Consider the following 22024-nt stretch of genomic DNA (forward strand, 5'->3'; position numbering starts at 1 on the left):
GGGCCTTTTCCGTCCACGAATTCGCCCTTCGACATGCTTGACCCCAACGGGCGTTGCGCTGAACCGGACATGCCATGATCCTTTCCCCCGAAACGCTCGCCTTCCTGGTCGCCGCTGCATTGATGGCGGGGTGCATCGACGCCATGGCGGGCGGCGGCGGGCTCATCACCTTGCCCGCGCTGATGGCGGCCGGCATTCCCCCTGTGCAGGCCGTGGCGACGAACAAGCTGCAAAGCTGCTTTGGCACGTTCGGCGCATGCGTCGCCTATGCGCGGCGTGGGCATATGGATCTTAAAACCTATAAGGGGCCGGTAATAGCAGCCTTCATCGGGTCCGTGGGCGGCGCATGGTTGTTGCAACGGGTCGATCCGTCCATCCTCGCCGGCCTCATGCCCGCGCTGCTGATTGCAATGGCGGCCTATTTCACCTTTTCGCCCAAGCTGGGCGACGCTGACCGCCATGCCCGGATCGGCATAGCAGGGCTATCCGGCCTGATCGGCGTCGTCGGCTTTTACGACGGCTTTTTCGGCCCCGGAGCGGGCGCTTTCTACACCACCATCTTCCTGGCGCTGGGCGGGCTTTCGATCCTGCGCGCAACAGCGCAGACCAAAGCGGCTAATTTCGCAAGCAATATCGCTGGCCTGCTGACGATGCTCGCGGGCGGCCATGTGATTTGGGTTGCGGGCCTGGCCATGGCCTGCGGCAGCATTATCGGCGGCCAGATCGGATCGCATCTGGCGATGCGCTTTGGATCGCGGCTCATCAAACCGCTACTGATCCTGATGTCGCTGGCGCTTACCGCCAAGATGTTGATCGATCCGAAAAACCCCATCCACCTTTATTTGTTCGGATAAAGCTGGCCCTCACTGCGACTGCAAAAGGGTCGCAACGCGCCGGCGCAAGTCATCCACCGCGAAGGGCTTGGTCAGCACTTCCATGCCCGGTTCGATATGGCCGTGGTTCAGCACGGCATTTTCGGCATAGCCCGTGATGAACAGAATACGCAAATCCGCCCGCAATCCGCGCGCCGCTTCCGCCACCTGACGGCCATTGAGGCCGCCAGGAAGGCCCACGTCCGTCACCAGCAGGTCGATCCGCGCCTCCGATTCCAGCAGGCGCAGTCCCGCTGGGCCGTCGCCCGCCTCCAGGCAGCGAAACCCCAGATCCGTCAGCGCGTCACTCACCAGCATCCGCACAGACGGTTCATCGTCAATGATCAGCACCGTTTCGCCGGCATCGACTGTCGCTGGCATATCGCCCGGCAGGATAATATCCTGTTCTTCCTCCCCGCGATGGCGCGGCAGGTAGATGCAGACCATCGTGCCCTGCCCGACCTCGGAATAAATACGGACATGGCCGTTACTCTGCCGCGCGAAGCCATAGACCATCGACAGGCCAAGCCCCGTCCCCTGCCCGATCGGCTTTGTCGTAAAGAAGGGATCGAACACCCGGTCCAGCATAGCCTTGTCGATGCCGGTGCCGGTATCGCTGACGCAGATGGTCACATATTGTCCAGCGGTCAGATTATGGTCCCGTGCGGTGCGATCGTCCAGCCAGCGATTGGCGGTTTCGATCGTGATCGTGCCGCCATCGGGCATCGCGTCGCGGGCGTTGATGCACAGATTGAGCAGCGCATTTTCAAGTTGGTTGACATCGACCATCGCCGGCCACAGGCCGGCTGCGGCGACGGTTTCCACATTGATTTGCGGTCCGACGGTACGCCGCACCAGTTCGGACAAATCTCCCAGCATACGGTTCACGACGACCGGCTTGGGCGTTAGCGTCTGCCGCCGTGAAAAGGCGAGCAGCCGATGCGTCAGTGCGGCGGCGCGGCGCGCCGCGCCCTGGCCTGCGGCCAGATATTTCTCCACATCGCCCACGCGCCCCTGCGCCAGACGCACACCGATCATCTCGAACGCGCCGGTAATACCGGCCAAAAGATTGTTGAAATCATGCGCAAGGCCGCCGGTCAGCTGACCCACCGCCTCCATCTTTTGCGCTTGGCGCAGCGCGAGTTCCACTTCCTCCCGCTCGGCCAATGCTTCGGTGATGCGCGCTTCCAGCGTCTCCTGAAGTTCGCGCTGGGCGCGCTCCGCCTGCACGCGGTCAGTTATGTCCTTGAACAGGACGGCGACCTGCCGGTCCTCGAAGGGGCCAACCCGGAAACTATGAACCTCCAGATGATGGCCGGTCGCCACCAGTTCGCGCTGGAACCGGATCGGATTTCCACTGTGAAGAACGCCGCCGTACAGTTCGACCCAGCCATCCGCCTCATCCGGCACCATCTCGCGGACTTTCTGACCTACGACGTTGGCAATGCCAGCGTGCCGTTCATAGGCGGCATTGGCCTCGACATGAATGTAATCGCTCAAGGGGCCATGTGGACTGTCCAGAAATTCGATGATGCAAAAGCCTTCATCCATCGATTCGAACAGGGTGCGATAGCGCTCCGCATTCCCCGTCAAATTGGGCATCGTCTCCACCACCTGTTCAATGTCACATATTGGCCGACCGCAGGTTCGAAAGAACCGCGTGCCGCAGCAACGATTGCGGGCGCAACTCTTTCCTTGGCCTCCAGAATTTTTGCGTTGCTTGCGCTGGCGCAATTTCGGCGCAACAGGGTGAGCGCAATGACAATGCTGCCGATCCACGCCGTGCTGCCTGACCTGCTCGCCACCCTGCGCACCAGCAGCAGCGCGGTGTTGGTGGCGCCCCCTGGCGCCGGCAAGACGACAGCCGTCGCCCCGGCGCTGCTGGCCGAACCATGGTGCACTGGCCAGGTGCTTTTATTGTCGCCGCGTCGGCTGGCGGCACGGGCAGCGGCAGAGCGGATCGCCGAAATGATGGGCGAAGAGCCGGGCGGCATGGTCGGCTATGCCACGCGCATGGACAGTCGGCAGTCGACACGCACGCGCCTGCTGGTGCTGACCGAGGGGATATTCGTCCGCCGCATTCAGGACGATCCGGAGCTGACTGGCATATCGGCGGTCCTGTTCGACGAGGTTCATGAACGCAGCCTCGACAGCGATTTTGGGCTTGCGCTAGCGCTGGATGCGCAGGCCGCGCTGCGACCCGACCTGCGCATCGTGCCGATGTCGGCGACGCTGGACGGCGCGCGCTTTGCCGCCTTGCTGGGCGACGCGCCGGTGATCAAAAGCGAAGGGCGCATTCAGCCGCTCGACCTGCGCCATATCGGCCGCGCGTCGGAAAAACGCATCGAGGACGACATGGCCGCTGCCATTCGCCGCGCGCTGACCGAGGAAGCGGAGGGCGACCTGCTCGCCTTCCTGCCGGGGGTGGCGGAAATCGATCGCACGGCCGAGCGCGTTGAGGGCCTGCCGGCAGAGATCCACAGGCTGCACGGCTCGCTCGATCCGGCAGCGCAACGCGCTGCCATCCGCCCGTCGCGCGAGGGGCGGCGCAAGGTCATCCTGGCGACGTCCATCGCCGAGACCAGCCTCACCATCGACGGGGTGCGCATCGTCGTGGACTCAGGATTGGCGCGCCGCCCCCGCTACGACCGGGCGGCGGGCGTGACCCGCCTTGTGACGGAAAGGGCCAGCCAGGCTTCAGCGACCCAACGCGCCGGCCGCGCGGCGCGACAGCGACCGGGCGTTGCCTATCGTTTGTGGGAGGCGGCCGCGACCGCCGGCATGCCGCCGTTCGATCCGCCTGAAATATTAGAGAGCGACCTATCCAGCCTGATGCTCGATTGCGCGCTATGGGGTGTCAGTGATCCAGCGACTTTGCGATGGCTCGATCCGCCGACAGCCTCGGCGGTTGACGAAGCCCGCCGGCGTCTGATCGCGCTCGAAGCGCTGGACGACGATGGCCGCATCACCGCGCATGGCAAGGCACTGGCGAAACTGCCGCTGTCACCGCGGATCGCCCATATGCTCGTGCGCGGGGGCGACATGGAGCTGGTCGATATCGCCGCCGACGTGGCCGTGCTTTTGGGCGAGCGCGGAATCGGCGGGCAGGACACCGACCTGACGCTGCGACGACAACGCTGGCGCCGGGAAAGCGGCAAGCGAGCAGATGCCGCCCGCGCCATGGCACGCCGCTGGGCCAGGCTCGTCCCCGCCATCCATGGCGGAGGAGGTTCCAGCACGCGCCCAGCGGACAGTCAGCGCTCCACCCTAGTCGCCGCGTCCGAACATCAGGTCGGTCTGTGCCTGGCCCTCGCCTTCCCCGACCGCGTGGCGAAACGCCGCTCCGCCGATGGCGCGGACTGGGTCAGCGTGGGCGGACGCGGCTTTCGGCTCGATCCGCTCTCCCCGCTTGCGCGCGAGGAATGGCTTGCGGTGGGCGAAGTGCAGGGCAGCGCCGCGGGCGCGCGCATCCTGTCGGCCGCGCCGATCGCGGAAGCCGATATTCTCTCCCTGTTCGGTCATCGCGTGCAGGAACATCGCACCGTGCGCTTTCGCAGCGCCAATGGCGGTATCGAGGCGCTGCGTGAACGGCGTCTAGGCGCAGTGCGCCTGTCATCCGGGTCCGATGATCGGCCCGATCCCGACGCTGTCGCTGGCGCGCTGCGCGATGGCGTCAGGCAAGGCGGTCTGTCGCTGCTCCCCTGGTCGGACGCCGCAATGTCGTTGCGGACGCGCGCCGCCTTTGCCGGCATCGAAGCCCTGTCGGACGAGGCGCTGATGGTGACGCTGGATGACTGGCTGCCGCCACTCCTCCAGGGCAAGCGCCGCTTGTCGGACATAGACCGGTCTTTATTGTCCGGCGTGCTGGAAGGGCTGATCGGCTGGGATGGCAAGCAGCAGCTGGACAGGCTCGCCCCTGCCGACTTCCGGTCCCCCGCCGGCTCGTCCCATGCCATCGACTATGCGGCGGAGGGCGGCCCGCGCGTCGAATTGCGGGTGCAGGCGGTCTTTGGTCTCGCTGCCCATCCCACGATCGGCAACCAGCATATTCCGCTCGTGCTTTCGCTTACGTCGCCAGCGGGCCGGCCCATACAGACGACCCGCGACCTTCCCGGTTTCTGGGCGGGCAACTGGCGTGACGTGGCCAAAGAGATGCGCGGCCGTTACCCCCGCCACCCCTGGCCCGAAGATCCGACCGCCGCCAGTGCGACTTTGCGCACCAAAAGGGCCGATGCCCGCGCCAAGTCTTGACTTGAACCGCGCGGCTGGTGCAACGCAGCAAGGTCTTGAACGGAGTTTCTACGCGATGAGCGCGCGCATCTATCAAATCCAGAAAAACGCTATGCAGTCGGGCAAGGCGCTGACCCATAAATGGGTGCTGGAATTCGCGCAGGCAGAGGCCAAGATGCCCGATCCGCTGACTGGCTGGGCAGGGTCAGGCGACACGCAGAGCCAGGTCAAGCTGACCTTCGCCACGCAGGACGCCGCGATCGCCTATGCCGACAAATATGGCATCGCCTACACGCTCATCCCCACACCGCCCAAGACGCTGAAAATTCAGGCCTACGCCGACAATTTCCGCTAAGCGATCGCATGTCGCTTGCACAATCGGGCGTGATGCTGCCCGATTGACGCCTTATTCGCTTGCCAAGGGGCGGACATAGGCGGCACAAGCCGCGTTTTGACGGAAAGATTTTCACGATAATGACGGATCGCACCGCAATCTTCGACAGCGTCGCCGCGCAGATCGAACCCTTCAACAAAAAGGGTATCGCGCTGACCGAGACCACCAGCTTCGCCGGTGATCTGGAGTGGGACAGCCTGACGGTGATGGATTTCGTCGCGGCGATCGAAGATGAATTCGACATCATCATCACCATGAACATGCAGGCCGAGATTGAAACCGTGGGCCAGCTGGTCGACGCGGTGCAGAAACTCAAGGCCGCCTGACGACAAAAGCAAGTCCGTCCGTTTCGAGCGTAGGTTCGAGCTCGTCGAGAACCGAAGTCGAGAGGGCGGCGAACCAGTTCTCGACCGACGCATCTCGACTTTGCTCGATGCTGCTCGAACCGAACGAAAGATTTGACATGACCGACGCAGCCGCTACCGCGAACGACGCGCGCACCCCTGAGGAAACACTCGCCGCACGCGACCTGTTTTCAAAATTCGATCCCCTGATCGCCGAGCGCGAGGCGCTGCTGGCGACCGGCGTGCGCGATCCGTTCGCGATCGTGATGGACGAAGTGAAGTCGCCGACCCAGGCCGTCATCAAGGGCAAGGACACGATCCTGCTGGGCACCTATAATTATATGGGTATGACGTTCGATCCCGATGTGGTGGCAGCGGGCAAGAAGGCGCTGGACGATTTCGGCGCTGGCACGACCGGCAGTCGCGTGCTCAACGGCACCTATCAGGGCCACAAGGAAGTCGAAGACGCACTCAAGGATTTCTACGGCACCAGCGGCGCCATGGTCTTTTCGACCGGCTACCAGGCTAATCTCGGCATTATTTCGACGCTCGCGGGCAAGGGCGACTATGTCGTGCTCGATGCCGACAGCCACGCGTCCATCTATGATGGCTGTTTTCTGGGTGACGCGGACATTGTCCGGTTCCGCCACAACAGTGTGGACGATCTGGACAAGCGCCTGGGCCGCCTGCCCGCTGACGCGCTGAAGCTCGTCGTGCTGGAAGGCGTCTATTCGATGCTGGGCGACATCGCCCCCCTGCCCGACATGGTCGCCGCGATCCGCAAGCATCCCAATTGCATGATCCTGGTCGACGAAGCGCATGGTATGGGCTTTTTCGGCCCCAATGGCCGTGGCGTGTACGAAGAGCAGGGCGTCGAGAAGGACGTCGATTTCGTCGTCGGCACCTTTTCCAAGTCGGTCGGTACGGTCGGGGGCTTCTGCGTATCCAACCATCCCAAGTTCGAGGTGCTGCGCCTTGTGTGCCGCCCCTATGTCTTCACCGCCTCGCTGCCCCCCAGCGTCGTCGCCACCGCCGCCACCAGCATCCGCAAGCTGATGCATGCGGGCGAGAAGCGCGCCCATCTGTGGAAAAACAGCAAGCGGCTGCATCAAGGGCTGACCGATCTTGGCTTCACGCTGGGCACGAAGACGCCGCAGTCGGCGATCATCGCGGTCATTCTGACCGATCAGACCCAGGCCGTCGCCATGTGGCAGGCGCTTTTGGAACTGGGCCTCTACGTCAACATGGCCCGCCCGCCGGCAACACCGGCAGGAACCTTCCTGCTGCGCTGTTCGCTCTGCGCGGACCATAGCGACGATCAGGTCGAACAGATCATCGCCATGTTCGAGGCGGCGGGCAAGGCAACTGGCGCCATCGGCTGATAAGGCCTTCCCCCCGGCGCCATATGTTCTTGCCGTGCGCGAAACGCTACGGTTGGAAGATGTAGCGCAGGATATTTCGCCTTCGACTCTGTTGGGCTAAGGTCGACCGCCATGGCGGATGGTGACATTCAGAACCAGCGATCGGATCAGCGCGGCATGATATGGCTTGCCGCGCTGCGTCGCGTCGTCCCGTGGCTGCTTATCGCGCTGCTCGTCGGCTCTTTGGGCACGTTGCTCTACACTGCCCGAACAGCATCGCGCGATCACGCGCAAGCGTTGGCGGAACAGCAACGCAGCTTCGAAATCATCGCCCTTGCACGCGGGTTCGAAGCACGGATCGCCCGGGCGGAAGTGACGCTCGCCCGTTATGTCATCAGCCTTGAGCCTGATACGGGGCGTCTGTTTCAGGATCAATGGCGCAGCGCCAATAGCCAGCTCCGCGCGCTCTTCTACGCTACGCGCGGCGCGGATTGGCAGCGCGGCAATGTCGAGGCGTTGCAGCGCGCCTTTGCCGAACGGGGCAAGCGACTGAGCGAGATCGGGCTGCGCACCACCTATGACCAGAAGATGACGGCGCTCGCCAAATTCCATGAGGCTGGCAAGAGCGAGGATTTACAGCAGATATCTGATCTGCTCGCCCGGGTGATCGCTGCGGAAAATGCGCGATTGCGCGAACGCAGCCTCGCAGTGTCGCTGGCCGGCGATCGCACGGAATGGATCGGAAAGACCTGGCGCCTGTTTGGCCTCGTCCTGCTGGTCTGCGTGTTGTTCGCCGCCTGGTTCGCTCATGTCGCCATTGCGGATCGACGCAATGCCAGGCGTCAGGCCGAACTGGAATCCGAACGGGCCGATTCGCTCGATGCGGCCGTGCGCGCCCGCACCGCCGAACTGTCCGCCGCCTATGACCAATTGAAGCTGGAGGCAACCGAACGTGCGGCCGCCGAGGACAGCCTGCGCCAGATGCAGAAGATGGACGCCATTGGTCAGCTGACAGGCGGCATCGCCCATGATTTCAACAATATGCTGGCGGTCGTCGTGGGCGGTCTGGAACTGGCGCGGCGCAAGATGCGACTGAAGCCAGAGGAGGCGCTGCGCCATATCGACAATGCGACGGAGGGCGCCAACCGTGCCGCCGCGCTGACCCGCCGCCTGCTGGCCTTCGCCCGGTCAGAGCCGCTGCTGCCCAGCGCCGTCGACCCTGACGTCCTGATCGCCGGGATGGCGGATCTCATCGATCGCACGATCGGCGATCAGATCACCGTCACCTTTCAGCATGAAGCGCAGGGCTGGCAGATTTTCGTCGACCAGCATCAGATGGAAAATGCGATCCTGAACCTGTGCGTCAATGCCCGCGACGCCATGGAGGGGCGCGGACGGCTGATCCTTGCCACCGGGCGCGCCACCCTGGCGCAGGGCGAGGTCGCCGAATGCGCAGCGGGCGATTATGTCCGCATGAGCGTGACGGACGATGGCTGCGGCATGACGCCCGAAATATTGGCGCGCGTGTTCGAACCCTTTTTCACGACGAAGCCCGTGGGCAAGGGCACGGGCCTAGGCCTCAGCCAGATATTCGGCCTGGTCCGCCAGAGCGAAGGCGATATTCGCATCGAGTCCGAACCCGGAGGCGGCAGCACCGTGACCCTTTATCTGCCGCGCTGCATCACGGAAGCGGAACCGCTGGCCGAAGACAGCCTGTCGCTGTCCCGCGCACCGGTCGAGCACCCGCCCACCCGCATATTGGTGGTGGAGGATGATCCGCGCGTCCTGCGGCAAACGATGGCAGCGCTTAGCGAATTGGGGCATTTGCCGATCGCGTGCGATCACCCGGCAAAGGCCGCACGGTTGCTCGGCAACAACGGCGATGTCGGTCTGATCCTGAGCGATGTTCTGATGCCCGACATGACCGGGCCGGAAATGGTGCGCGCGCTGCCGGCCGCCTTCCACCATTTGCCCATTCTGTTCGTCACCGGCTTTACCGGCGACGGCAACGATCAGGCGGATTTTGGCGGCCATCCCGTGCTGCGCAAGCCCTATACGCTCGCGGCCCTCGCCCAGGCCGTCGGCACGACGCTCAACGGATCGCGCCGCCCCGCAACAGCCGCGGCAGCAGAGTGATCGCGCCCAGCAGCGGCCAGCGCCGCTGCCAGGGCCTGATCATGATCTGCGTGCCGGCGTGGCGATTGATCTTCCAAGCCAGATAGTCGATGCCCCCGGCATAGGTGAAGCTCGCCTTGGCAAGCCGGATGACGGACAGGCGCTTGCCCCGGCGCCGGAGCATGCGCCAATGCGCGGCGGCCTGCTCCGGTGACAAGGCGTTGGGCACCTCGCCCGCCTTCCCTGTCCCGCGCTGCTCGGCAATCTGCGTAAGGGCAGCGCGGCCGAACCGTTCATATCGATCGGGATCGACATCGACGATCGACAACGACCGACCCTTTTTCTCAGCGCGTAGCTCGGCATTGTAAGTCAGGGTGAAACCGGTCTTCCAAATGTCCAGCACGCCAATATCCGTGTCTGATGGCAGCATAGGCATGGTGAGCGCAAACAATGTCGGTGCAGCCTGCGCCACCGCCGCGATGGCGCGCTGCCGCGCCAGATCGTCCGAAGCCCAGAGCAGCCGCGCAGGCTGGGCAAAGCGCGCCCACACCGATACATTGTCCGCGGCCGGGCTGTTCAGACGGGCAAAATCGGCTTCCGACAGCACGGCATATTTGGCGATCAGGCCATTATGTTCGAATGGAAAGACGTTAGGCGGAACGAGCGCATTTGCGCGGCCGAGCCAGCTTTTCCCATAGGTCGCCCGATAGTCGGACACGATGAGATAGAAATCGAGCATCAGCCCATCGAGATTGGCCTCCCGCAGGCATGAACCGTAAAAAAGGACGGCGCGGGCAGTGTCGGGATACCGGGCCGCCAGCGCGCCCGCCATGGCGGCAGCGCGCGGATCAGCCGGGGCGGCGAGTTCGGCCGTGACGAGGGAAAGAAGTTGGCTGGACATCGCGCACGGCCTAGACGATTATCCGGCGGGATGGAAAGTGGCTTCGAACCACCCGCGGGTGCCGTCTGGCAGGAGGTGGCGGATGCCTCCTGCTTATCCTGCGCCGCGGGCGAACCGCCTCGCGCGGCCGCTCCCTGCGGATCGTAGGATGTGAGAGAGCCGGCAATCAGACGCGCCGGAACAGGAGCGATATGTTGTTGGCCGGCATTTCGATCAGCTTTTCGAAATCCAGACCCTGCGCCTTTGCCGCCACGATCACTTCATCCACCGCGCGCAGACCCCAACGCGGATCACGGCCTTTGAGCGACGCGTCAAAGGCAAGGTTGCTCGGCGCGGTTTCGACGCCGTCCTTTGTATAGGGACCATAAAGATAGAGCAGGCCGCCGGACGACAGCGTGCCCCCTGCCCCTTTCATCAGGCCAAGCGTGGCTTCCCATGGCGATATATGCACCATGTTGATGCACAGGATCGCTGCGGCCTCCATGGCAGGCCAGTCGCCGACGGCATCCAGGCGAACGGGCGGCCGAAGGTTTGGGAGGCCGGCCTCGGCCCGCCACGCAGCGATCGAGGCGAGCGCGGCTGGATCGGGATCGCTGGGTTGCCAGCCAAGAGTGGGGAAAGCCCCGGCAAAGTGGACGGCATGCTCACCGCTGCCACTCGCCACTTCCAGCACGAGCCCGCAAGCCGGCAGCGCATCGCGCAGCACCGCGACGATGGCGTCACGGTTGCGTAAAGTGGCGGGAGCATGACGCTTATCCGCATCGCGGGCTCCGGAACCGGGTTCCCACGGTTCCGGCGCGTTCGTCATTCGGCTGCTTCCGCCAGGTCCGGATCAATCCAGCTCAACACCGGCTTGCGGGCAGCCAGCGTCTCGTCCAGGCGCCGGCGCGGCGCATGATAGGGTGCACCCTTCAGCGCCTCGTCCCCCGCCTTCGCCCGCTCGGCCAGGCTGCGCAGCGCCAGGATGAACTGGTCAAGGGCCGCCTTGCTCTCAGTCTCGGTCGGTTCGACCAGCATCGCGCCATGGACGACCAGCGGGAAATACATGGTCATCGGGTGGAAGCCTTCGTCGATCAGCCCCTTGGCGATGTCGAGCGTGGTGAAGCCTTCGGCCAACCCCTTGTCACTGAACAGAGCCTCATGCATGCACGGGCCGCTTGCCCCGAAAGGCGCGTCGAGCACATCGTCGAGGCTGCGAAGCACATAATTGGCGTTGAGCACGGCATCCTCCGCCACCTGCCGCAGCCCGTCCGCGCCGTGGGACAGGATATAGGCGAGCGCGCGGGTGAACATGCCCATCTGGCCATGGAAGGCGGACATGCGGCCAAAGCTCTGTGGCATTTCCGCGCCGACATTCTCCTCCTCGATCAGGTGGATCGATCCGTCCTCCATCCGAGCGGTGTAGGGGAGCGGGCCGAAGGGCGCGAGCGCTTCGGACAGGACCACCGGACCCGAGCCGGGCCCGCCACCGCCATGGGGGGTGGAAAATGTCTTGTGCAGGTTGATGTGCATGGCGTCGACGCCAAGGTCGCCGGGACGGACGCGGCCGACGATGGCGTTGAAGTTCGCGCCGTCGCAATAGACGAAGGCGCCGGCGGCATGGACCGCGTCGGAAATCACCTTCATATCGCGCTCGAACAGGCCGCAGGTGTTGGGGTTGGTGATCATCACCGCCGCGACGTCGGGACCGAGCCGTGCTTTCAGTGCCTCAAGGTCGACGCGGCCATCTGGAGTCGCAGGGATATCTTCCACCTTGTAGCCGCAGAAGGCGGCGGTGGCCGGGTTGGTGCCATGGGCGCTTTCGGGCACAAGCACCACCTGTCGCGCATCGCCGCGTGCTTCGAGCGCCGCGCGGATGCAGAGCAGACCGCACAGTTCGCCGTGCGCGCCCGCCTTGGGCGTCATGGCGACGCCGTGCATCCCGGTGAGCTTGATGAGCCAGACAGCAAGTTCATTGATGACGCCAAGCGCGCCCTGAACGGTCGATTGCGGCTGGAGCGGGTGGATATCGGCGAAACCGGGCATCCGCGCGACCTTTTCATTGAGGCGCGGGTTGTGCTTCATCGTGCAGGAGCCAAGCGGGAACAGGCCAAGGTCGATGGCGTAATTCTGTCGGCTAAGGCGCGTATAATGGCGCACCGTTTCCTGTTCGGAGAGGCCCGGCAGTCCAATCGCGTCGGTGCGGGCGAGGTTGCCAAGACGGCTGTCGACCGCTGGTGAGACAGCGAAGTCGACACCTGTCGTGTCGGTCGAGCCGATCTCGAAGATCAGCTTTTCCTCCAGCATCAGGGCGCGGTTTCCGGTGGCGGTAGCGGGGGCCATATGGGCTTCCTCGACGGGCGTGGGGGCGGTTGGGCGGCCTTCCTTGAGCATCGTCATGCCAGTTCCTCCGTGAGCGCAGCGGCAAAGGCTTCGATGTCCTCGGCCGTGACGGTTTCGGTGACGGCGACGACAAGGCCTTGCCCAAGCTGCGGCGCGTGGGGGAAGAGGCGGCCGAGCGAGACGCCGCCCAGCACGCCCTTGTCGGCCAGCGAACGGGTCACGTCGCGCGCGTCCTTCGACAGGACCAGCGTAAATTCGTTGAAGAATGCATCGTTGACCAGGGTCACGCCCGGCACCTTCGCCAAACGATTGGCCGCCTGAACCGCAAGCGCGTGGTTGAGCGTGGCCAAGTCGCGCAGCCCCTTTTCGCCCAGCAATGTCATATGGATGCTGAACGCCAGCGCACACAGGCCTGAGTTGGTGCAGATGTTCGACGTCGCCTTTTCGCGACGGATATGCTGTTCGCGGGTGGAAAGCGTCAGCACGAAGCCGCGCTTCCCCGCAGCGTCCACCGTTTCGCCGCACAGGCGTCCCGGCATCTGGCGCACATATTTCTGCTTGCACGCGAACAGGCCAAGATAGGGCCCGCCAAATTGCAGGCCGACGCCGATCGACTGGCCTTCGCCCACGACGATGTCCGCCCCCATGGCGCCGGGCGCCTTGATCGCGCCGAGCGCAACGGGTTCCGTCACTACCGCGACCAGCAGCGCGCCAACGGCATGCGCCGCGTCCGCCAACGCAGTAAGGTCCTCAATTCGGCCGAGAATATCGGGATATTGGACAACAACGCAGCTTGTGTCCTTGTCGATGGCGGCGATCAGCTTCTGGCTGTCGGTTTTGCTGTCAAGTTCAGGCGTTTCATAGGCCAGATCGTCGCCCGTGAACTTGGCCATCGTCTGCGCGACCGAGACATAATGGGGGTGGAGCCCCGACGAAAGCAGCGCCTTGCCCCGCTTGGTGATGCGCCGCGCCATGACGATCGCTTCCCAGCAGGCAGTCGATCCATCATACATGGACGCATTGGCGACGTCGCAGCCCAGCAACCGCGCGACCTGCGTCTGGAATTCGAACAGCACCTGAAGCGTGCCCTGCGCGATTTCCGGCTGATAGGGGGTGTAGGCGGTCAGAAACTCGCCGCGCTGGATCAGATGATCGACGCTGGCGGGCACATGATGCTTATAGGCCCCTGCCCCCAGAAAGAAGGGCGCTTCCCCCGCCGACAGATTTTTCCGGGCGAGCGCAGCCATGTGGCGCTCCACCGCCATTTCGCTGGCATGATCGGGCAGATCGGGGATCGTTCCGGCCAACCGGGCTTCGGCGGGCACATCGACAAACAGATCATCGATGGAGGAAGCGCCGATGGTGGCGAGCATCGCCTGCCGGTCGCTGTCGGTAAGGGGTAGGTAGCGCAATTTCATTCTCCACTCCCCTCCCTTTCAAGGGAGGGGCCGGGGGTGGGTGCGATTGCACGGCAATCGCCGGCAATGCCTGTAAGGTCAGGTCGCAAGGCTCGCTTCGCTTGCCACCCACCCCTTCCCCCTCCCTGACAGGGAAGGGCTTATCCAGGCATCAAAGGCTGGCCACGAACGTCTTGTAGGCGGCCTCGTTCATCAACCCTTCCAGTTCGCTGGCGTCCGCAATCCGCAGCTTGAAGAACCAGCCATCTTCCTCAGCGTCGCTGTTGACCAGCGCAGGCTCGTCTTCCAGCGCGCTGTTGGTTTCGACAACTTCGCCGGAGATCGGCGCATAGACGTCGGACGCGGCCTTGACCGATTCGACGACGGCGGCATCATCGCCCTTTTCGAAGGTCGTGCCTTCGGCTGGCAGTTCGACGAAAACGATGTCGCCCAGCTGTTCTTGCGCATAGTCGGTGATGCCGACCGTGGCGATTTCGCCTTCGACATCGATCCATTCATGTTCGTCGGTGAAATAACGGCTCATATGCATGTTCCCCTTCGCAAAGGTGATGAAATCAGGGCTTGCGGCGATACCGATGCGGAACGAACGGCATCGGCGCGACCACAGCGGCAATACGCTTGCCGCGCACATCTATTTCCAAAGCCGTGTCGATCGCCGAATAAGGCGTGCTAACCCAGCCCATGGCGATCGGCGCGCCAAGCGTCGGGGCAAAGCCGCCCGATGTGACTTCACCGACCTCGACCGATCCGGCGAAGATCTTGGCGCCTTCACGCGCGGGCAGTCGCCCGTCGATCCGAAGGCCAACCCGGCGCGCGCCCGGCCCATCGGCCAGTTCCTTCATCACGCGTGCATGGCCGATAAAGCCGCCTTCCTCACGCCGGCGCTTCTGGATGGCAAAGCCCAGGTCCGCTGCGATGGTGCTGACGGTGGGGGTCAGGTCATGGCCGTAAAGCGGCAGCCCCGCCTCCAGCCGCAGCGAATCACGCGCGCCAAGGCCGATTGGCTTGACTTGCGGCAGATCGCACAGCGCATCGGCCAGCAGCCTGGCATCCTCGCCCGGCAGGCTGATTTCAAAACCGTCCTCGCCAGTATAGCCCGACCGGCTGATCCACAGCGACACGCCGCGCCAGGTGAACAAGCCCGACTGCATGAACAGCAGGTCGGCCGTTTCCGGGATCAGGCTGGCCAGCGCAGCGCCGGCTTCAGGCCCCTGAAGCGCCAGCAGGGCCTGCTCATCCATATGGTTCATGGTGACTTCGTCAGGGAGATGCTCGATCATCCAGCCAATATCGTCATATTTGGTCGCGCCATTGACGACCATGTAGATGTCTGCCCCGTCGAACGCGCCGTCACCCAGGCGCGACACCATCAGGTCGTCCAATATGCCGCCTTCGTCGTCCAGCAGCATCGAATAACGCTGGCGAAAGGGCTTCAATCCCCTGATGTCGCTGGGGAGCAGATGCTCCAGCGCGGCGTCGACGCCGTCGCCCGTAAAGGTCAACTGGCCCATGTGGCTGACATCGAACAGGCCGGCATGTTCGCGGGTCCAGCCATGTTCGGCCATGATGCCTTCATATTGGATCGGCATATGGTAGCCGGCAAAGCCGACCATGCGCGCGCCCCTGTCGCGATGCCAGGCATCGAGCGGCAGCGGCTGCAACGGCAGATCTTCTTCGATAGGGGTGACGTCGTGCGTGCCGGACATGAAAGGCGGCCTCCGTGCATGAGGATATGGCGACAGCGTCATCCTGCCTGATCGGCCGGATTGCTGCCACCCCCTCTGTCACGGAACCTGAGAGCTTTGACCAGCGGCCTTGTGGCCGACCAGCTTACCCCTTCGGTGGGACGGGCGAGAAGCGCGTCCGCTTTCCAGAGTGCCTTGCGCGCGATGCGGTCCTTTGGCCTGAGAGATTCCGGGGCGGTTGCTCCTTCGGCGACGGGCTGTGCCTCAAAGACCGCCCATGCTCTCCCGCATCATGCCCGACGGACGAATCCGCCGGAGACAAACAGCGCATTGCGGCAAAGGACGGAGCGCGTCAATCGGCGAGCGCAAGCGCCCCGTAGATTTCCCGATGCCGCTTTTCGGCATAGCGATCGGTCATGCCGGCGATGAAGTCGGCGATATGGCGGCTGCGGGTGGGTTCTTCCAGCGCGCACTCGTCGCGCCATTCGGCCGGCATCAACGCGGGGTCACCCTGATAGGCGCGAAACAGGTCGGTCACGATCACGCGTGCCCGATCCGCCGCCGCCAATTGGTCGGGATGATGATAGAGGGTTGCGTACATGAACCGCTTGAGCGCCCGTTCCTGCGCGGCGAGGTCAGGCGAGAAGCAGACCAGCGTGCGGCCGAGCGCGCGCACATCGTCGACGGTTTCGACACGTGCATCCGCGATATTATGCCGGGTCGTTTCCAGCAGATCGTTGGCCATCACGCCAATCTGTTCGCGCACCAGTTCGCGCAGCAGCCGGTCCTGCGGGACGTCGGGATAGCGGGCGCGGACCCTGTCCCAGCAGTCGTGCACGAACGGCACTTCGAGCAGTTGCTCCAGTGTCAGCAGGCCGGCGCGCAAGCCATCATCAATGTCGTGATTGTCATAGGCGATGTCGTCCGAAATCGCCGCGAGCTGCGCTTCGAGCGAGGCATGGCTTGTCAGGTCGAGCGGAAAGAGCGCGTCAAGATCCTGCATTGCCCATCCCGGGCGGGCGACCGGACCATTATGCTTGGCCAGACCCTCGAGCATTTCCCAGCTGAGGTTCAGACCGCGAAAACGCGGATAGGGGCTTTCGAGGAGCATGAGCGTGCGCAGTGTATGAGCATTATGGTCGAACCCGCCATGCTGGTCCAATGCCGCCTCGAGCGCGTCCTCCCCGGCATGGCCGAAGGGTGGATGGCCGATGTCATGCGCCAGGCACAACGCCTCCGTCAGATCCTCGTTGAGGCCCAATGTCCGCGCGGTGGTGCGCCCGATCTGCGCGACCTCCAGACTGTGGGTCAGGCGGACGCGATAATGGTCGCCATCGGGGGAGACGAACACCTGTGTCTTGTGGCGCAGGCGACGAAAGGCGATTGAATGGATGATGCGGTCGCGATCGCGCTGGAATACGTCGCGCGGTCCACGCATCTCCCCGCCCGGCTCGGCATGAAGGCGGCCGAGGCTTGCGGCGGGATGGCAGGCGTAGGGGGCGAGCAGCGTCATGCCCGCCCCTTACTCGCCAGCCAGCTTCTCGACTACCTCTCCCGCATCGCTTTTCCACGCGAACACGTCAGCGCCGGCAGCCTTGAGCTTGGTTTCCAGTTCCCTGGCGCGGGTAAAGCTGGGGAATGGCCCGACCAGCAGGCGGTTAGTCTGACCCCAGCTGGCCGTCCAGGCATCCTGCGGCGCAATGCTGTCATATTTACCGCGCAACCGCTTCATCGTGAAGGCGAGCGCAGATTTGCTCTGCCCTACGCCGACTTGCAGCCAGTTGCGCGAAGGATTGGCGGCGAGGCGCTTTTTCTCCTCCGCCTCCTTCTTGGCCTTGGCATCGGCTTCGGCCTTTGCCTTGGCGGCCGCGTCCCTCTTGGCTTTTGCCGCAGCAGCCGCAGCGGCGGCCTGGCGCTCGGCGCGGCGCGCTGCCTGCATGGCGGCAATCTCGTTCAGATCCACAGCCGCGACGGTCGCCTGCCGCTCAGCCTCAGGCACGTCAATCGCGCGAATGATGTCGGCCAGGGTGCGCGTGGCTTGCGGGTCGGGTGCCGGGGGCGCGGGCTGGCTAGCGGCCGGCGCGGGCGCAGCAACTGACGGCTGCGTAACGGTCGGCGGCGATGCGGCCCCATCGACGGCAGTATCCTGCACGCCGGGCGTAGCGGCAGGCGCGGCGGCTGCGGGTGTCTTGTCTTCGATCGATGCGAACCCCGGCGCAGGCGGTCCCTGCACGCTGGGCGCGGCAGCGCGCGCCATCGACGGGGATCCGGAAGGAGAAGCGGCACTGGGCGTCCGAGGCAAGGGCTGCACGACAGGCTGGGCCGCACGGGCAGGCAGCGACTGGACGGTCTGCGCCTGTGCCACTTGCGTCGCAGCGCCAGTGTTGGGGGGACTCGCGGTCGGGGTCGGCGCAGGCTGGCTTGAAGCCGACGGACGAGGCGCAGACATGGGCGTCTGACGCCCCTCGGCCCGCGCCAGGCGCGCAGCCTCTCGCCGCTGCCGCCGCTGTTCCGCACGGCTGAGCGGACGGGACCGCGATGGCGCGGATTGCGTCGGGACCTGCGCGATCTGCGTGGCAGGCGCAGATGCAGGCGCTGCCGACGTTGCTGCTGGGGGCGGCGTGGTCGGGGTGACTGCCGCAACGGTGGTGCCGACCTGCGAGGGGAATTGGCCAAAATGCACCGCCGCCGCCTTTTGCTGTGCGGTCAGATAGGGCATTTTCTGCATATAGGGGGTGATCGCCGCGGCAAGCCGCGCTGGCATCGCCTGCTCCGCCACTTTCTTGGCATCGGCCTGACGATTGTTCATGGCATAAATGAACGCCCGATACCGCCATGCAGCACGATCGCTCTTGTAGAGCAGCGGCTCCAGCATGCTTTCCGCTGCGTCCACCTGACCCGATATGCCGAGCGAAGCGGCATAGCGCCGGCGCAGTTCGGCGTTGTCGGGAGAACGCGCCAAGGCGGCCTGATAATCACGCTGCGCACCCGCCTGGTCGCCCGTCAAGTCGCGCGCAAGGCCGCGTTCCATCAGGATGCTCGTATCAGGGAAACCCAGCCGCTGCGCCTGGTCGAACAATCGCACAGCTTCGGCGGGATTTTGCAGCTTGAGCATGACCCGCGCCAGCCCCGCCTTGATACGGCCATTGCCGCTGGCGATCGCATCGGCGCGGGCAAAGAATCCAGCGGCCCCGTGCGGATCATCCAGCGCGAGCGCAGCTTCGCCAGCGCCGATCATCGCGTCGACATCGCGCGGGTTGGAGGCCAGCCGCGCAAGATTGCGATTAAGGTCGGCAGCGCCCAGCGGCGGGACAAGATCGGCCTGATCGGTCTGGGCAAAAGCGGGAGGCGCAAGGAAGAGCGCGGCGAGAATCCAGGGAAGAGACTTAGTCACATTCCCCCCTTAGCCCATGCCATGGCGAATGGGAAATCAGCCGGACCAAAAAGCGCGCCGGGCCGATCCGGATGGCCGACGACGCGCTTTATGACATGAGGCGCGGCCATCGCCGCACCGGGCCTTACTGGTTATTCTGACGATTGAGGAACCGAGGGATATCAACACCCGGAGCGGCATCGTCGGATCCTGCACCAGCCGTTTTTTCCGACCCACGCGTCAGGCCCGCCATCCGTTCGAACAGCGTGCCTCCCGTGGCGACCCGCGGAGCAGGTTGCGCAGGGGCGGGAGCGGGCGCCGGAGCCGGTGCGGGAGGTTCAGCATTATCGGCGCCCAGAACCAGTTCGTCCTCGTCCGGACTTTCATCCGAGAATACCGCAGCCGGCTTGGGCGGCGAGAAAGGTGTCGCTGCCGGCGTCGGTGCGGCTTGGGGGGTTACGGACGCAGAGGGCGGGGCCGCCGGCACGTCCAGTTCCAGCGTTTCCGGCTCGCTCGGCGGCGTAGGTGCGGCCTGCGGCGCAGAGGCAGGAGCAGCGGCTGCCGGGCGCGCCGTCTGCTGGGGGACCGACACGGACGGGCGGCTGGCGAAGCTGAAAGGCTGGGTCAGCGGTGCGGCCTGGCTGCCGACCTCATTATCGATGCCGGTCGCCACTACCGACACGCGGATCTTGCCGTTGAGATTGTCGTTGAAGGCGCTGCCCCAGATGATGTTCGCGTCGGGATCCACAAGCTCACGGATATGGTTTGCGGCCTCGTCCACTTCCATCAGGCGCATGTCGTCGCCGCCGACGATCGAGACGATGACGCCCTTGGCCCCGCGCATCGAAACGCCGTCAAGAAGCGGGTTGGCGATCGCCTTCTCGGCCGCCTGGAGCGCGCGGCCGTCACCCTCGGCTTCGCCGGTGCCCATCATGGCCTTGCCCATTTCACCCATCACCGACCGCACGTCTGCAAAGTCGAGGTTGATGAGGCCGGGCATGATCATGAGGTCGGTGATCGAACGCACGCCCTGTTGCAGCACTTCGTCCGCCATCTGGAACGCTTCCTTGAAGGTCGTGTTCGGATTGGCGATAAGGAACAGATTCTGGTTCGGAATGACGATCAGCGTATCGACATGCTTCTGCAATTCCTCGATACCGCTTTCCGCAGACTTCATGCGACGATTGCCTTCGAAGGTGAAGGGCTTGGTCACGACGCCAACGGTCAGGATGCCGCGATCGCGCGCGGCCTTGGCGATAACTGGGGCGGCGCCCGTGCCGGTGCCGCCGCCCATGCCGGCGGTGATGAAGCACATATGCGCGCCATTGAGCGCCTCTTCGACCGAGGCGATGGTCTCTTCGGCCGCGGCCTTGCCGATTTCAGGGCGCGACCCCGCGCCCAGCCCTTCGGTGATCTGCGGGCCAAGCTGAATGCGGCGTTCGGCGGGTGAGCTGTTGAGCGCCTGCGCATCGGTATTGGCGACGATGAAATCGACCCCCTCGACCGACGCGGCAATCATGTTGGCGATGGCATTGCCACCCGCACCGCCGACACCGATCACCGCAATGCGCGGCTTCAGTTCGTCCACATGGGGCGGGCTGATTTCAATGCTCATATATTCTGCTCCCTCAGCTTCCTCGTCAGGAAGCGACACCGTCATCATTCGTTAACACCAGAAAATAGGGGATTCACCACCTAATTTCGTCTTTGCCAAAAATCGTTCAATAGTTCGCCTTGATCGCGCGCATCAGGCGCTGCCACCAGAGCGGCGTTCCCAGCCGATGCACGGTCTGCGGCGCAGGCGCCATCGTGCGGAGATCAACCGGGTTGGAAGCACCGTAAAGCGCCAGGCCGGCCAAAGTTGCAAAGGCCGGGCCGCTATGTGCTTCAGGCATGGCGGACAGGCCCCGGGGTCGGCCGATCCGTACCGCGCGACCGAGCGCGCCCTGCGCGTAATCGGCGATGCCCTTCATTTCCGCGCCACCGCCGGTCAGCACCACCTGGCGGCCGGTCGAATTAAAGCCCATCCCGGCAAGCGCCGCATTCACTTCGGTCATGATCTGGTTCAGCCGCTCGCAAATCACGCCGACCAGCGCCGCGCGCGTGATCTTGCCGCCTTCCGCATTAGGGCCGGCCGCCTGTCCTGGCACCGCGACGTCGCCATGGGGCGGCGCGATCTCGATCATCTCGCGAAAATCACGCGGATTCTGCATCGCAGATCCGTAGAAGCATTTGATCCGTTCCGCCTGGCTGCGGCGAATGCCGAAAGAGGATGCGATGTCGTCAGTGATGTCGGACGCGCCCATCGGGATCGAATGCAGGCCCACCAGCATGCCCCCGGCATAGAGCGACACATTGGTCACGCCCGCGCCCATTTCCACCAGCGCGACGCCCAGGTCGCGCTCTTCCTCCGACAGGCAGGCAAGGCCCGTCGCGATGGGAGAGGCGACGATGGAATTGACGTTGAGATACGCCCCACGCACGCACAGGTCGAGATTGGCGAGCGGTGCCCCGTCGGCCAGGACGACATGGATATCGACGCCCAGCAGGTCGGCATGCATGCCCAGCGGCTTCTTGACAGGAACCTTGCCGTTGATGGTGAAGCAGGTCGGTTGCGCATGAAGGACGATGCGGCCGTCGGGGTCAATCCCCTGCTGGCCCGTCGTCAGAAGATCGTCGATATCGGGCTGCTCAATCCGGTACCCGCCCATGTCCCGCTCGACCGTGACGACGTCGCTGACCAGGCTGCCGCCCGAAAAGCTGACCCACACATCCTCGATATTGGTGCCCGCGACGCGCTCGGCCTGCTCGACGGTTTCCCGCACGGCCAGTTCGGTGCGCTCCATGTCGGCGATGAAGCCGCGGCGCACGCCGCGGCTTTCCCGCTGGCCTGTGCCCAGGATCGCCAGTTCACCCGTATCGGTGCGCCCGGCGATCAGCGCGGACACCTTCCAGGAGCCTATGTCGACGGCCGTGATGAGCTTTTCGACCTTGGGCTGCGGCATGGCT

General features: G+C 64.5%; 17 protein-coding genes and 1 riboswitch. Of the genes, 6 read left to right on the forward strand and 11 right to left on the reverse strand.

Annotated elements, in window-relative coordinates; translation table 11 throughout:
- The first annotated feature begins 74 nt into the window (after nucleotides 1-74).
- Nucleotides 75-854, forward strand: a complete 780-nt coding sequence (locus B2V90_RS12805) for a TSUP family transporter (protein WP_228220695.1) — start codon at nucleotides 75-77, stop codon at nucleotides 852-854.
- A gap of 9 nt (nucleotides 855-863) precedes the next feature.
- Here B2V90_RS12805 and B2V90_RS12810 read toward each other — a convergent pair whose 3' ends face one another.
- Nucleotides 864-2474: an ATP-binding protein gene (locus B2V90_RS12810; protein WP_228220694.1), complete on the reverse strand. Its 1611-nt coding sequence runs from the start codon at nucleotides 2472-2474 to the stop codon at nucleotides 864-866.
- Nucleotides 2475-2630: 156 nt separating this feature from the next.
- Between B2V90_RS12810 and hrpB the strand changes: the two genes are divergently transcribed.
- The 5 genes from hrpB to B2V90_RS12835 all read left to right on the forward strand — a co-directional run bounded on the left by hrpB (nucleotide 2631) and on the right by B2V90_RS12835 (nucleotide 9337).
- Nucleotides 2631-5123 carry an ATP-dependent helicase HrpB gene (gene hrpB, locus B2V90_RS12815; RefSeq protein ID WP_228220870.1) on the forward strand — a complete coding sequence of 831 codons (2493 nt, stop codon included), beginning with the start codon at nucleotides 2631-2633 and terminating at the stop codon, nucleotides 5121-5123.
- 55 nt (nucleotides 5124-5178) lie between these two features.
- The gene (locus tag B2V90_RS12820; RefSeq protein ID WP_228220693.1) at nucleotides 5179-5457 is read left to right on the forward strand and encodes an ETC complex I subunit; all 279 of its coding nucleotides are present in this window, start codon (nucleotides 5179-5181) and stop codon (nucleotides 5455-5457) included.
- A gap of 119 nt (nucleotides 5458-5576) precedes the next feature.
- Nucleotides 5577-5822: an acyl carrier protein gene (locus B2V90_RS12825; RefSeq protein ID WP_021227036.1), complete on the forward strand. Its 246-nt coding sequence runs from the start codon at nucleotides 5577-5579 to the stop codon at nucleotides 5820-5822.
- Between the two features lie 137 nt (nucleotides 5823-5959).
- A complete protein-coding gene (gene spt / locus B2V90_RS12830; protein WP_228220692.1) occupies nucleotides 5960-7222 on the forward strand; it encodes a serine palmitoyltransferase in 1263 nt (420 codons plus the stop codon).
- A gap of 111 nt (nucleotides 7223-7333) precedes the next feature.
- Nucleotides 7334-9337, forward strand: a complete 2004-nt coding sequence (locus B2V90_RS12835) for an ATP-binding protein (protein ID WP_228220691.1) — start codon at nucleotides 7334-7336, stop codon at nucleotides 9335-9337.
- Here B2V90_RS12835 and B2V90_RS12840 read toward each other — a convergent pair.
- The 10 genes from B2V90_RS12840 to ftsA all read right to left on the reverse strand — a co-directional run bounded on the left by B2V90_RS12840 (nucleotide 9294) and on the right by ftsA (nucleotide 22020).
- Nucleotides 9294-10217, reverse strand: coding sequence for a hypothetical protein (locus B2V90_RS12840; protein ID WP_228220690.1), 924 nt, complete (start codon nucleotides 10215-10217; stop codon nucleotides 9294-9296). The two genes, B2V90_RS12835 and B2V90_RS12840, sit on opposite strands and share 44 nt — an antisense overlap.
- A 166-nt stretch (nucleotides 10218-10383) precedes the next feature.
- Complete coding sequence (locus tag B2V90_RS12845; RefSeq protein WP_228220689.1) at nucleotides 10384-11025, reverse strand: DUF938 domain-containing protein; 642 nt, start codon at nucleotides 11023-11025, stop codon at nucleotides 10384-10386.
- Nucleotides 11022-12596, reverse strand: coding sequence for an aminomethyl-transferring glycine dehydrogenase subunit GcvPB (gene gcvPB, locus B2V90_RS12850; protein ID WP_228220688.1), 1575 nt, complete (start codon nucleotides 12594-12596; stop codon nucleotides 11022-11024). Before gcvPB ends, B2V90_RS12845 begins: the two co-directional genes overlap by 4 nt.
- Entirely contained in the window at nucleotides 12593-13951 is a 1359-nt protein-coding gene (gcvPA, locus tag B2V90_RS12855) for an aminomethyl-transferring glycine dehydrogenase subunit GcvPA (RefSeq protein ID WP_228220869.1), read from the reverse strand. The genes gcvPB and gcvPA overlap by 4 nt, the downstream gene beginning before the upstream one ends.
- 157 nt (nucleotides 13952-14108) lie before the next feature.
- Nucleotides 14109-14480, reverse strand: coding sequence for a glycine cleavage system protein GcvH (gcvH, locus tag B2V90_RS12860; RefSeq protein WP_228220687.1), 372 nt, complete (start codon nucleotides 14478-14480; stop codon nucleotides 14109-14111).
- Between the two features lie 31 nt (nucleotides 14481-14511).
- A complete protein-coding gene (gcvT, locus tag B2V90_RS12865; protein WP_228220686.1) occupies nucleotides 14512-15663 on the reverse strand; it encodes a glycine cleavage system aminomethyltransferase GcvT in 1152 nt (383 codons plus the stop codon).
- Between the two features lie 176 nt (nucleotides 15664-15839).
- A riboswitch (glycine riboswitch) is annotated at nucleotides 15840-15940 on the reverse strand.
- 54 nt (nucleotides 15941-15994) lie between these two features.
- The gene (locus B2V90_RS12870; protein ID WP_228220685.1) at nucleotides 15995-17155 is read right to left on the reverse strand and encodes a deoxyguanosinetriphosphate triphosphohydrolase; all 1161 of its coding nucleotides are present in this window, start codon (nucleotides 17153-17155) and stop codon (nucleotides 15995-15997) included.
- Nucleotides 17156-17164: 9 nt separating this feature from the next.
- A complete protein-coding gene (locus tag B2V90_RS12875) occupies nucleotides 17165-19036 on the reverse strand; it encodes a tetratricopeptide repeat protein (protein WP_228220684.1) in 1872 nt (623 codons plus the stop codon).
- Nucleotides 19037-19160: 124 nt separating this feature from the next.
- Nucleotides 19161-20630, reverse strand: a complete 1470-nt coding sequence (gene ftsZ / locus B2V90_RS12880) for a cell division protein FtsZ (RefSeq protein ID WP_228220683.1) — start codon at nucleotides 20628-20630, stop codon at nucleotides 19161-19163.
- 106 nt (nucleotides 20631-20736) lie between these two features.
- On the reverse strand, nucleotides 20737-22020 hold the full coding sequence (ftsA, locus tag B2V90_RS12885; protein ID WP_228220682.1) for a cell division protein FtsA: 1284 nt from the start codon (nucleotides 22018-22020) through the stop codon (nucleotides 20737-20739).
- Between the last annotated feature and the right edge of the window lie 4 nt (nucleotides 22021-22024).

This window comes from Sphingobium sp. UBA5915 (assembly GCF_002431195.1).
GTDB classification, from domain to species: Bacteria; Pseudomonadota; Alphaproteobacteria; order Sphingomonadales; family Sphingomonadaceae; genus Sphingobium; species Sphingobium soli.